This is a genomic window from Staphylococcus sp. 2S1, from assembly GCF_046721335.1.
Classification (GTDB): Bacteria; Bacillota; Bacilli; order Staphylococcales; family Staphylococcaceae; genus Staphylococcus; species Staphylococcus equorum_A.
In genome coordinates this window covers 1,060,245-1,072,828 of the sequence record NZ_JBEUUJ010000003.1, presented here as the reverse complement: position 1 = coordinate 1,072,828, position 12,584 = coordinate 1,060,245, and the positions used below count along the sequence as shown (strand labels likewise).

Genomic DNA, 12,584 nt, shown 5'->3' with positions numbered 1-12,584 from the left:
GAATTAATAAACAATTAAAAATTATTTTTTCATATCATTGACTATAATAACATAAAAAAGCACCTGCTTAACGTATTAAGCACGGTGCTTTTTATAAGATATTACAATGTTGGTATCATCAACTTATGTTGACAATGAAGCATGAAGTATATTATTTTTCTTCGTCTTCTTTAGATTCGCCTACAACTTCTGGTTCTTGCGTTTGTGCTTCGCCTTCCATTGCTTCGATTTCTTCTTCAGTTGGCTCTTCAGTTGGAGCTACTACTGTAACTACTGAATCAGTAGCTTCGTTTTCGATAGTAAAATCGCCTGATACTTTAATATCTTCAACTGAAATGCTGTCATTGATTTCTAATTCGCTGATTTCAACTTCGATTGCTTCAGGAATATTGTCTGGAGTAGCTGTAACTTCAAGGTTGAATAATGGTTGTTCAACCACGCCACCTTCTTTAGCACCTGCTCGCTTCACCAATTAAATGAACAGGTACTTCAACAGTACGTTCTTCAGTCATATTGATTGCTAAGAAATCAATGTGAGTGATTTGGTTTTTAAGTGGGTCGAATTGGTAGTCTGAAACCATCACTTTAATTGTTTTAGAACCTACGCCTAATTCGATAACACCGTTACGTCCAACTTCACGGATAACTTTAATAAATGCTACTTCGTCTACTTTAACAGAAGTATTTTTTGTACCATAACCGTAAACGATTGCAGGTACTTTACCAGTATTTCTTAGTGTTTTAAGGTCTGAACGTGTTTGTTTACCTTGACGAATAATTGACTTTAATGCAGTCATATTCATTTTCCACCTTTCGTTTTGCTCAAATATGAGCCCCTCACTTGCCCATCAACATAATGTTGCTTGCAAGCGTTTATTTTGCTCGTGAATTCACGAACGAAACCATTATACATTCATATAATATATTAGTCAAATAGCACACTAACAGATTCGCGTTCGTAAACACGGATAATTGCTTGTGCTAATAAACCAACTACAGATAACTCTTTCGTATTGCTTGGTTTACGTGTTTCATCTAATTGAATTGAATTTGTTACGATTAGTTCTTTGATTGCTGAATTTTCAATACGTTCTTTAGCTGGACCTGATAATACAGGGTGTGTACAACAAGCATATACATCTTTAGCACCTTTATCTTTTAATGCTTGAGCTGCCAATGTGATTGTCCCTGCTGTATCAATGATATCATCAATAATAATAGCCGTACGTCCTTCTATTTCACCAACAATGTTCATCACTTCTGCAACATTTGGTTTTGGACGACGTTTATCAATAATAGCAATCGGTGATTTAAGTATATCTGCAAGTTTACGTGCTCTTGTTACGCCACCGTGGTCTGGAGAGACTACAACACACTCTTCAAGATCAATACCTGACTCATTCTTGAAGTATTCTGCTAAGATTGGCACGCCCATCAAGTGGTCAATTGGCATATCGAAGAAACCTTGGATTTGAGGTGCATGTAAATCTAACGCTATCATACGATCTGCGCCTGCAGTTTCGATTAAGTTTGCTACAAGTTTAGCTGTAATTGGTTCACGACTACGTGCTTTTCTGTCTTGGCGCGCATAACCATAATACGGGACAACTATATTAATGTTAGTTGCTGATGCACGTCTACAAGCATCAACCATAATTAATAATTCCATTAAGTGTAAATTTACAGGATTCGATGTAGGTTGAATAATAAATACGTCACAACCACGAATACTTTCCTCTATGTTGATTTGAATTTCTCCATCGCTGAAACGTTTTACTGAACATTTTCCTAGTTCGATTCCAACATGATCTGCTACTTCTTGGGCTAAAGGTTCATTACCTTTTAAAGAAAATATTTTCAAAGCAGAATTCTTATACTCATTGTTTAACATTTATAGTCCTCCAATTAATTCATTCAATTAGTTTTCATTTAAATACAAGCGCAAACTTACATTGTTTTTCAATATAAAGCATTTTGTGGTTAACAAGTTACTCAATTACATTAAGTTTAACAGTTCAAGCATGCATGTCTAAACATACACCTTTTATTTTTTCAAATAACCTTCTTTGGTTGTTTGTCTAGCTCTCGCTAATGCTAAACTGTCTTCTGGTACACTATCAGTAATCGTAGAGCCAGCGACAATTAAAGAACGTTCGCCTAACGTAATAGGTGCTACCAGATTCGTATTGCACCCTATAAACGAATCATTACCAATAACCGTCTTGAATTTGTTAATACCATCATAGTTTACTGTGATTGAACCACAGCCAAGATTCACACGTTCTCCTATTTCTGCATCACCAATATAACTCAAGTGAGGTAATTTAGCTCCCGCTTTTACGACTGATTTTTTAACTTCAACAAAGTTGCCGACTTTCACTTTTTTGCCTAAGTCTGTACCTGGACGAAGTTGTGCAAACGGTCCAATTATCGCATAATCATCAACCATTGCTTCATTGATCACTGAATGTTTAATTGTAACATTATCACCTATTTTACTATTCGTGATTTCCGTATATTGTCCTACAACTGTCTCTTCTCCAATTTCACTATGTCCTGCAAGTTTAACTCCAGGTTCTATAATTGTGTCTTCTCCAATAGTTACATCTGCACCGATATAAGTATTTGATGGATCCACGATTGTTACACCATTTCTCATATGAAATTCGTTGATGCGTTTTCTAAATGCTTTTTCCGCTTCACTCAACATCACTCGGTCATTTACACCCATAATTTCTTCAAAATCATTTGTATGGTAAATACCTACTGTGCCTTTATCTTCTAAAATTAATGAAAGTACATCAGGCAAGTAGTATTCGCCTTGTACATTATTGTTATTCACTAACTCTAACTTTTCAAATAGCATTTGATTGTCAAATGCGAAAATACCTGAACTAATTTCATTAATTTGTTGTTCTGTATCTGTTGCATCTTTTTGTTCGACTATTTTAACTAATTGATTGTCTGCATCACGTATAATTCGGCCATAACCATATGGGTTTGCCGCTGTAGCTGTTAATACAGTAGCTTGTGCTTGGTTATTTTCGTGATGTTCAATTAAAGATTTAAGTGTTTCTGTCGTAATTAATGGTGTATCTCCACAAACTACTAACGTTGTGCCCTGTTTATCATTTAAATGTTCACTAGCCGTTTTAACGGCATGAGCAGTACCTAATTGTTCTTCTTGAAAACTATAAAGCGATGCATCGCCTAATGTTTCTTTCACGCTTTCTGCGCCATGACCTACGATTGTTACTAGCTGTTCTACGCCAGATTGTTTAACGTTATCCACGACATGTTCAATCATTGATTTGCCGCCGACATCATGTAGTACTTTGTATTTCTTTGATTTCATACGTGTACCCTTACCGACTGCGAGTACTATTGCATGTCTTTGCATGTATGTTAACCCTCCATTAAAATATACACTTCTTTATTATTATAATTTAACGCTAGTCACACTTTCAAGGCTCAAAGTGCCAATGTTTTTTATTAACGCGTTTTTTATTACAATTGTTATAAATAAAGTGCATAGTATTTGTCATCTATTTAGGTTTTGAAAGCCGCTTCATTTTCTACAGTAACTTTTCTTATTATCGATAATTTCTAACATATTATTATGAATGAAACATACGGTGTCACTTCTTTAGACATTTGTTTCATTCATAATAATATAGTTAAGTAAAAACATGTAAGTTTTGGTTATTTATTATAAATTTCAAAATTATAATTTTTGTCACCTTTACATTTTGTAAATAATTTTAATATTTTATGTTTTAGTCACGCTTACATAAATAAAGAAGATTGAATTTCCCAGTTTTAGAAATTCAATCTTCTTTAAAACGATATTAAATTCACTATAATCTCAAATAATTAAATTAAGCTTCCTCATTAGTATCTTCTGATGATTGAGCATTTTTATCAGGGATGACCTCATCAGTTTCTTCATATACTTTCATCACAGCATCCTGTATTTCTTGTCTCATTTCTGAATTGATTGGATGTGCGATATCTCGGAATTCACCATCTGGTGTACGTTTACTTGGCATTGCGACGAATAGACCTGTGTTGCCTTCAATAACGCGTAAATCATGTACCACAAATGATTCATCTAAAGTGATTGAAACAAGCGCTTTCATTCTTCCGTCTGTTTGTATTTTTCTAAGTCTTACATCTGTCACTTTCATGTAGTGAGCCCCCCATAGTATCTCTTTGTTAGAAGCTTAACAATTTTATTAAAAATTATAAATCCTTACTTCACTTGTGCAATTACTTCTATTTCTACTTTAACATCTTTAGGTAGTCTCGCTACCTCAACGCAACTTCTCGCAGGTTGATGATGCTCAAAATATTTGCCATAAACTTCATTTATATTTTGAAATTCATTCATATCAGCAATAAAAATAGTAGCTTTTATAACCGAATCTATATCTGATCCAGCTTGGTCTAGTACAACTTTTAAATTTTCTAAGACTTGTGTCGTCTGTTCTTTTACATCATCGCTAACAATCTCTCCATTTAAATTTAATGGGATTTGTCCAGATGTGAATACTAGACCATTTACTTCTGTTGCATGTGAGTATGGCCCTAACGCTTCCGGTGCTTTGGTTGTATTAATCGTTTTCATGATGCCGTAATCGCTCCTTTAAGAAAATTTAGTTAAACTGTTGCCTTTCTCCACTTTAAATTCCTGATTGTATTCATCTACATCAGATAATCTAACTAAGGAAGTATAATCTTCAATTAATCTTTGTTTAACTTCTTTTGATTCTACTAGTACCGATACCCCTTTCACATGTGCTTTAAACTCGTTCATTAAATTCATCACACCATTGATGGATCCACCTGCGCGCATAAAATCATCTACTACAAGGACATTAGAATTTTCTGGTAATGTTCTCTTGGATAACACCATAGTTTCAATTTTTCGAGAAGATCCAGACACATAATTAATTGATACCGTAGAACCTTCAGTCACTTTGTTATCTTTTCGAATGACAACTACTGGTAAATTCAATACGTTAGCTACTGAGTTGGCAAGAGAAATACCTTTCGTAGCAATCGTAACGATTGCATCTAATTCTTCATCCATATAAAGTGTAGCGATCAGTTTTCCGACACGGTTAAGTAACGTCGGGTCTCCCATTAAATCAGACAAGAATAAATACCCACCTGGTAGCAAACGATTCTTCTCTTGGAGTTGTGCGATAACGTCATCAATGACTTCACTCGCTTCTTCTTTACTCATTTCAGGTTTATACGTCACACCGCCACTAGCCCCGGCTGTGGTAATCACTGTCCCTAATTTTTCTTTTTGGAATGTGGTTTTAATAATTTGAACATCTTCACTTATAGATGATTTCGCTTGTTTAAATTTTTGTACGAAATAAGTTAATGGTATCAATTTATTAGGGTTATTCATCAAGTATTGTGTCATATAAACAATTCGTTCGCTTCTTTTATAGCGCATTTAACTCATCCCTTCTCACTAGCCTAATAATCTTACTATATACACTTCATTACAACAGCCATTGACTGCATTGTAAACATGTCTTGCCTGGCGTTCTTTTTGTGTTAGTCCATAAACAGATGGGCCACTTCCGCTCATAACAGCACCATCCGCACCATTTTCTAACATATTTTCTTTTATTTTTAAAATCTCAGTATGCATCTTACCCGAGACAGGTTCCAATCGGTTTGAAAGACTTTTGCAAAGTAATTCATAATCTCCTGAAATTAAAGCTGATTTACAAGTTGTCGTATCCACATGATGCGGCTTATTTAAGTCTAATTTTTTGAAAATACTCGGAGAAGATATACCTAAATTTGGTTTTGCTACAACAACCCATGCCGATGGAGGTTTATTCAGAAACGTAATACGTTCACCTTTACCTCTACATAATGCTGTTTTACCAAAAATACAAAAAGGGATATCTGTGCCTATCTTAATACCGAGCTCACACAACTCATTTAACGGTCTATTTAGCTCATACAGGCGATTCATCCCTCTCATTGTAGCTGCAGCGTCAGTAGAGCCTCCTGCAAGCCCTGCTGACACAGGTATGTTCTTATCTATAGTGATTGTGACACCTTGCTTTAAATTATAATTTCTTTTCATTAATTCTGCAGCTTTATACGCCAAATTTTTATTATCGGAGGGAACGTAAGTTTGCTCTACATCAACAACTATTTTTTTGTCGTTGCGTAGTTCAAATGACAAGCGATCATTTAAATCAATCGTCGTCATAATCATTTCAACTTCATGAAAACCATCATCTCGTTTAAAGAGTGTATCCGGCGTTAAATTAATCTTTGCCGGAGCTGTTTCATAAATCATATTCCCACCCTCTTCCAATTCGATATGGTAATAAAATGATTTTAACATATTGTTATAGTTGCATTGTCTGTTTTTTAAAACTTATTTTCGATATTTTGATAAATATTTTTATAAATATACATTTAACTATATTGGACAATAAATCATTTCTTAATTTACTATTCTACAATATAGTACGCTTCTATTAAAATTATATCCATTTCCTACACCATAAATTGTGGCACAGAAAAAGGTATGTTGGCGAAGTTACACCAACATACCTTTTCATTTAATGATCTTAATATTAAAGTTTAAATTAAAAAGTATGACTCCTAAGAGACGAACTTTATTTAAATCACTTTTATTTAGTGTGCAATTGCTTCTTGCTGATTATCATCTTCAAAAGAAACTTGTACGTTTTCAGTTAAAACGTCAGCGTATGTATAAGATACACGCTCAAAGTTGTAAATTTCTTGATCTAGCTCGACAATGAAAACAGAAGGGTACGTTTCTTTTAACACACCACTACGCTCAATTGTTTTCTTACGACCACCATTCGCTTTAAGTACGATTCGGTTTCCTAATTGACAATCAAGTGAATTTTTGATGTCTCCAATAGATTTTGGCATATTGCTCCACCTCGCTACAAGTTGTATAATAACACAAATCGCGAGCTTTTGTCAAACAAAACATCAATTTTAGCAATGTAACTCAAGCTTGTCAATAATTTAAAATGCTAATTCTGTGAAATTTTTCAATTCATTGTATAATTTTGCAAATTCTTTTATTGAAAGCGTTTCTCCACGTCTTCTTGGATCTATATCGCTAGTTTCCAACCATTTTTTAATAATTTCTTTGTTCGCTTTACCATCTACAAACAAACTTTGATAGTTATTGTTGATTGTTTTTCGTCTTTGGCTAAATGCAGCTTTTGTCATTTTGAAAAATCTATCCTCGTCATCTATATCTACCTCCGGCGTCTGACGCTTCATCAATTTCACAACAATTGAATCTACATTTGGCGGTGGTAAGAAGACTGTCTTCGGCACTGTTAACACTTTACTTGTTTCAGTATAATATTGGGTAACAATTGATAGTGATCCATAAGCTTTTGTTCCAACTTGGGCATTCAATCTTTCACCGACTTCTTTTTGCATCATAACTACGTACCCATCGATAGGTAAAGTTTGTTGCATTAGATTCAATAATATCGGTGTTGTAATATAATATGGCAAGTTAGCGACCACCATGATATTGTCACAATCTGCTAAATGCTCCGTGACATAATGTGCAATATCAGCTTTTAATATATCTTCGTTTATAATTTCCACGTTTTCATAAGGTCCCATTGTATCTTTCAATACCGGTATCAAACGTTGATCAATTTCAAACGCCACAACTTTCTTTGCCTTTTTAGCTAATTGCTCTGTAAGTGAACCCATACCAGGTCCTATTTCTATAATACCTGTATTTTCACCTATATCACTCGCATCGATAATTTTTTGTATAATGTTAACGTCAATCAAGAAGTTTTGTCCTAAACTTTTTTTGAAATTAAAACCATACTGATTGAGCAATGCTTTCGTACGCGATGGTGTAGCAACATCTTTAATATCCACTTATCATTCACTTCCTTCGTTATCACTTAATGCATTTCTAACATCTGCTTCAGTATAGCCAAACGCATTGAGCTTATTTATTAATTGTTTGCCATTAGAATGTCCTATATGTAGCTTACGCCCAAGTATTTCTCTTTTTCTGCGTGCATCTTTGCCAATTATTAATCCTAAATCAATTAACACTGATTTACTGATTGTTTCGTGTCCTTCTTCAAATGGTGTACTTACATTCATTAAGGCATCTTTAATATCTGCAAGTTGTGCATGTTCTACACCAATCTTGCCTCGTTTACTTTTGGCTTTTTCTCTGTCGATATATGCGTGTTTTACGCCTGGTATATGTTTTTGAATAGTATTACGTATTTTATCACCCGGGAAATCAGGATCTGTTAATACAATTACACCTCTTGTTTCAAATGCCTGTGCTATAACAGTTAAAGTTTGCTCGTTAATCGCACTCCCATTTGTTTCAATCGTATCACATTCTACCGCTCTTTTAACACGTTCCGTATCGTCTCTACCTTCTACTACAATAAATTCGTTAATCTTCATTTATTGTTACACCTTTCATCACTTTAATTCGATTTTAGATAAAAATAAAAAAGGTATCGTCGCAAATAATGGTTACTACTTAGCATTTACTCTATGAACTAAGCCCTATTTCAGACCGATACCTTTTTTGTAATGTGTCTATCCTTCTAATTTAAATAAACGTTCTGCATTTTCAGTTGTTTGTTTGCAAACTTCCTCATAGCTAACACCGCGTAATTCAGCAATTTGTTCTGCAACCAATGTCACACGGACAGGTTCATTTCTTTTGCCTCTATATGGATGTGGTGATAAGAATGGTGCATCTGTCTCAACTAATAATCGATCAAATGGAACATGTTTCGCTACTTCTTTAGGTTGTTTCGCATTTTTAAAAGTGACTGGACCACCTAAAGATACATAGAAATTCAATTTATTAATTACATCATCTGCAATTTCAGGAGAAGCGCTGAAGCTGTGCATGATACCACCAATTTCTTCAGCATGCTCCTCTTTAAGAATATCTATACAATCTTGCGTTGCTTCCCTATTGTGAATAATAATTGGTAAATTGACGCGTTTAGCCAATGCGATTTGTTTTCTAAATAATGTTTGTTGCACATCTTTAGGCGACTTGTCCCAATGATAATCTAATCCCGTTTCACCTATACCAATCACTTTAGGGTGTGCTCGCAAGCTTTTCTATCCATTCTAATCGTTCTTCTGTACAATCAACCGCATCTACAGGGTGCCATCCAATAATGCCATAGATAAATTCGTATTGGTCAATGAGTTCCATCGTACGCTCGACTGTTGGTGTATCAAACCCAACAACAAACATGCGATCTACACCATTGTCTCTTGCACGTTCAATGACCGCTTCTAAATCTTCATCATATTGTTCTGCATTTAAATGAACATGTGTATCGATAAGCATATTATATCGCTCCCTTAATTTGTGATTACTTAATTATTGCACCATTTGGAATTGCGTTTGGTAAACTTACAAGTGTCAGTACGCCGTCTTTTTCAGCAGATAAAATCATACCTTCTGATTTTCTACCCATCAATTTAGCAGGTTTTAAATTTGTTACAACTGCAACTTTTTTACCTATAATATCTTCTGGTTGATAGTATTTTGCAATGCCTGAGACGATTTGACGTTGTTCGCTATCTAAATCGACTTGGATTTTCAATAATTTATCAGATTTTTTAACTTGTTCAGCATCCGTAATCGTAGCGGCTTTAATTTCTACCTTATCAAAGTCTTTGATATCAATTTGTGGCTTACTAGGTACTTCTTCAGTTTCTTCTGAAACTTCTGCCGCTTTTTCTGGCTGCATAGATTGTTTAATATAATCAATTTCTGCATCACTATCTAAGCGTGGGAAGATAGGTTGTGATTTATCAATAACAACAATTGGTGCAGTTAAAACACCATATTGTTTCACGCTATCAAATTCATATAATTCAGGTGAATTAATATTCAACTGTTCAAAAATTTGTTTTGGTGCATGCGTAAGGAATGGTCTTAATAACACTGCTATAATACGAATGTTTTCTACTAAATGCGCCATAACATTACTTAGCATGTCTTTTTGACTCTCATCTTTTGCTAATACCCACGGCGATGTTTCGTCAATATATTTATTAGTACGGCTGATTAACTTCCAAACCGTTGAAAGTGCTACTGAGAATTGTAAATCGTCCATATTCTCATGGAACGTCTTCACTGTGTCTATCGCCATTTGCTCCATATCTTCATCCAACTCATGTTTTGGACCTTGATATGCTTGGTAATTCGCCATCGAAATACTTATTAACCATAGAAATCGTACGATTAACTAAATTACCTAAGTCATTCGCTAAATCATAATTTGTACGTTCAACGAAACCTTCAGGCGTAAAGACACCATCTGAACCAAATGGTAATTCACGCATTAAATAATAACGCGTAGCATCTAGTCCATAACGATCTATAAGTACATTAGGATCGACCACATTACCTTTAGATTTACTCATTTTGCCATCTTTCATAAGAATCCAGACCATGAGCAAAGACTTTCTTAGGTAGTGGAACATCTAATGCCATCAACAAGATTGGCCAGATAATTGAATGGAAACGCACAATTTCCTTCGCCATGATATGAATATCTGCCGGCCAATATTTTTTGAATAAGCTATCATCATCTGATAAATAACCTAATGAAGAAATGTAGTTCACAAGCGCATCAATCCACACGTAAACAACGTGTTTAGGATTTGATTTCACATGGATGCCCCAATCGAATGATGTACGTGAAACTGCTAAATCTTCCAACCCTGGTTTGATGAAATTATTAATCATTTCATTTTTACGTGAAGGTGGTTGAATAAAATCAGGATTTTCATCGTAAAATTCTAATAAACGATCTGTATATTTAGATAAATTGAAGAAATAACTTTCCTCTTTAACTAATTCTACTTCGTGACCTGAGTCTGGACTTTTACCGCCAACGATTTCACCATTTTCAAATATCGGATCCACTAATTGCGTCTCCGTATAATAAGTTTCATCTGGTACAGAATACCAACCTTCATATTCACCAAGATAAATATCTTCTTGCTTTAATAAACGTTCAAAAATTTGTTGTACCACTTCTTTATGTCGTGCTTCTGTTGTACGAATAAAATCATCATTTGAGATTTCTAATTTATTCCATAAATCTTTAATGCCTGCTATCATTTCATCCAAATATTCTAATTCAGATTTTCCAGCTTTTTGTGCTTTTTCCTGTATTTTTTGACCATGTTCATCCGTACCTGTTAAATAACGAACATCATAGCCTTGCATTCTTTTATAACGTGCGATTACATCACCAGCTGTTGTTGTATATGCATGACCGATATGTAAATTCCCACTTGGATAATATATTGGTGTAGTGATATAAAATGTTTCTTTCGCCATCAATGTTCCTCCTCGTTTCCTACGCTTTAAATATATCTAAATTCATTTTTCCCTCAATGAAACAGATGTATGTTTTTTATTTCGTTTTCTAATTTAGCCACTTTTAAAATGATATGGATAGATTACTATTCACATCGGACTTTTCATGACTTAATTTTGCTAAAATTTTAATATGATTAATAATCTCTATCTTGTCTACATTACCATAAATCACGCGTGTTATGGGAGTTTTTCAACTCATTTCTCTTGATTAAACGTGATTTTATCCTGTAAAAGTTCTTCGTTTTATCTTAGAAACTTTATCCTAAGAATAATCCATCTGACTTAGATTAATTATTGGAAACCTCATGATAAATATCATAAACTTCGCCAGTCTTCATATGACGCATTTCAGCAACTTGTTTAATTGCAGATTTAGGTTTCATATTTTCATTTATATAGTAATCCACATGTGCTTGTATCGACATATCTTCAAACCATGACGTATCTTCTTCAGCTATCGCACCTTCAATGACTACAACAAATTCACCTTTAGTTGGAATTCGATTTTCATTAAGTTGGTTTAGTAATTCTCCAACTTCTCCTGTGACAATTTGCTCAAACTTTTTAGTTAATTCTCTACCTAGTGAAACTTTTCTAGTTTCATCTACTTTTTGAATTGTTTTCAACGTCTCTTTCACACGATGTGGCGATTCATAAATAATTAGCGTACTATCTTCAAACATCCGTTGCTCTAAAATATCTAATTTCTGCTTTTCTTTTCGTGGTAAAAACCCTAAAAACGTATAAGTAAATGAGGGTAAGCCACTCGCCATCAGTGCCGTCAATCCAGCATTAGGACCTGGCACTGTTTCCACTCTAATTTCATTTGCTCTCGCCGCAACAACAAGTTCGTAACCCGGATCACTAATCAATGGTAAGCCCGCATCTGATACAAGCGCTATGCTAACATCCTGCTGCAGTTGTTCTATTAGGTAATCCGTTTGTTGTTCCTTATTGTGGTCATGATAGGATTTCAGGGGTGCTTGAACATCATAATGTGCACATAACTTTTTAGTCACTCTTGTATCTTCACAAGCAATCAAATCCACCGACCTTAAAATATCTACAGCTCTATATGTAATATCTGCTAAATTCCCTATGGGTGTTCCTACTAAATATAGTGTCGCCATTA

10 protein-coding genes and 3 pseudogenes are annotated in these 12,584 nt (G+C 34.5%); all 13 read right to left on the bottom strand.

The window, feature by feature from the left end; all coding sequences use genetic code 11:
- Nucleotides 1–151 precede the first annotated feature (151 nt).
- The 13 genes and pseudogenes from ABLV90_RS05635 to rsmI all read right to left on the bottom strand — a co-directional run bounded on the left by ABLV90_RS05635 (nt 152) and on the right by rsmI (nt 12,582).
- Nucleotides 152–797, bottom strand: a pseudogene (locus ABLV90_RS05635) (50S ribosomal protein L25/general stress protein Ctc).
- A gap of 128 nt (nt 798–925) precedes the next feature.
- Nucleotides 926–1,891 (bottom strand): ribose-phosphate diphosphokinase, encoded by a 966-nt coding sequence (locus tag ABLV90_RS05630; RefSeq protein WP_460872313.1) that lies wholly within the window; start codon nt 1,889–1,891, stop codon nt 926–928.
- A gap of 153 nt (nt 1,892–2,044) precedes the next feature.
- On the bottom strand, nt 2,045–3,400 hold the full coding sequence (gene glmU / locus ABLV90_RS05625; protein WP_460872312.1) for a bifunctional UDP-N-acetylglucosamine diphosphorylase/glucosamine-1-phosphate N-acetyltransferase GlmU: 1,356 nt from the start codon (nt 3,398–3,400) through the stop codon (nt 2,045–2,047).
- Between the two features lie 478 nt (nt 3,401–3,878).
- Nucleotides 3,879–4,187, bottom strand: coding sequence for a septation regulator SpoVG (gene spoVG, locus ABLV90_RS05620; RefSeq protein WP_002508741.1), 309 nt, complete (start codon nt 4,185–4,187; stop codon nt 3,879–3,881).
- Between the two features lie 65 nt (nt 4,188–4,252).
- Nucleotides 4,253–4,627 carry a RidA family protein gene (locus ABLV90_RS05615; RefSeq protein WP_069818261.1) on the bottom strand — a complete coding sequence of 125 codons (375 nt, stop codon included), beginning with the start codon at nt 4,625–4,627 and terminating at the stop codon, nt 4,253–4,255.
- Between the two features lie 18 nt (nt 4,628–4,645).
- The gene (purR, locus tag ABLV90_RS05610) at nt 4,646–5,470 is read right to left on the bottom strand and encodes a pur operon repressor (RefSeq protein ID WP_002508739.1); all 825 of its coding nucleotides are present in this window, start codon (nt 5,468–5,470) and stop codon (nt 4,646–4,648) included.
- A gap of 18 nt (nt 5,471–5,488) precedes the next feature.
- Entirely contained in the window at nt 5,489–6,337 is an 849-nt protein-coding gene (ispE, locus tag ABLV90_RS05605; RefSeq protein WP_460872311.1) for a 4-(cytidine 5'-diphospho)-2-C-methyl-D-erythritol kinase, read from the bottom strand.
- A gap of 344 nt (nt 6,338–6,681) precedes the next feature.
- Nucleotides 6,682–6,945: a biofilm formation stimulator Veg gene (gene veg, locus ABLV90_RS05600; protein ID WP_002508737.1), complete on the bottom strand. Its 264-nt coding sequence runs from the start codon at nt 6,943–6,945 to the stop codon at nt 6,682–6,684.
- Nucleotides 6,946–7,044: 99 nt separating this feature from the next.
- The gene (rsmA, locus tag ABLV90_RS05595; protein WP_069833241.1) at nt 7,045–7,935 is read right to left on the bottom strand and encodes a 16S rRNA (adenine(1518)-N(6)/adenine(1519)-N(6))-dimethyltransferase RsmA; all 891 of its coding nucleotides are present in this window, start codon (nt 7,933–7,935) and stop codon (nt 7,045–7,047) included.
- A 3-nt stretch (nt 7,936–7,938) separates the two neighbouring features.
- On the bottom strand, nt 7,939–8,487 hold the full coding sequence (gene rnmV, locus ABLV90_RS05590; RefSeq protein WP_069818264.1) for a ribonuclease M5: 549 nt from the start codon (nt 8,485–8,487) through the stop codon (nt 7,939–7,941).
- 138 nt (nt 8,488–8,625) lie between these two features.
- Nucleotides 8,626–9,400: pseudogene (locus tag ABLV90_RS05585) on the bottom strand (TatD family hydrolase).
- A gap of 25 nt (nt 9,401–9,425) precedes the next feature.
- A pseudogene (gene metG / locus ABLV90_RS05580) lies at nt 9,426–11,410 on the bottom strand (methionine--tRNA ligase).
- Nucleotides 11,411–11,739: 329 nt separating this feature from the next.
- Entirely contained in the window at nt 11,740–12,582 is an 843-nt protein-coding gene (gene rsmI / locus ABLV90_RS05575; protein WP_069818267.1) for a 16S rRNA (cytidine(1402)-2'-O)-methyltransferase, read from the bottom strand.
- Nucleotides 12,583–12,584 lie beyond the last annotated feature (2 nt).

Coding starts and splice junctions, on each gene's coding strand:
- glmU (WP_460872312.1), bottom strand. CDS start 3,400: ATGCAAAGACATGCAATAGTACTCGCAGTCGGTAAGGGTACACGTATG.
- rnmV (WP_069818264.1), bottom strand. CDS start 8,487: ATGAAGATTAACGAATTTATTGTAGTAGAAGGTAGAGACGATACGGAA.
- ABLV90_RS05615 (WP_069818261.1), bottom strand. CDS start 4,627: ATGAAAACGATTAATACAACCAAAGCACCGGAAGCGTTAGGGCCATAC.
- veg (WP_002508737.1), bottom strand. CDS start 6,945: ATGCCAAAATCTATTGGAGACATCAAAAATTCACTTGATTGTCAATTA.
- rsmI (WP_069818267.1), bottom strand. CDS start 12,582: ATGGCGACACTATATTTAGTAGGAACACCCATAGGGAATTTAGCAGAT.
- spoVG (WP_002508741.1), bottom strand. CDS start 4,187: ATGAAAGTGACAGATGTAAGACTTAGAAAAATACAAACAGACGGAAGA.
- ispE (WP_460872311.1), bottom strand. CDS start 6,337: ATGATTTATGAAACAGCTCCGGCAAAGATTAATTTAACGCCGGATACA.
- purR (WP_002508739.1), bottom strand. CDS start 5,470: ATGCGCTATAAAAGAAGCGAACGAATTGTTTATATGACACAATACTTG.
- ABLV90_RS05630 (WP_460872313.1), bottom strand. CDS start 1,891: ATGTTAAACAATGAGTATAAGAATTCTGCTTTGAAAATATTTTCTTTA.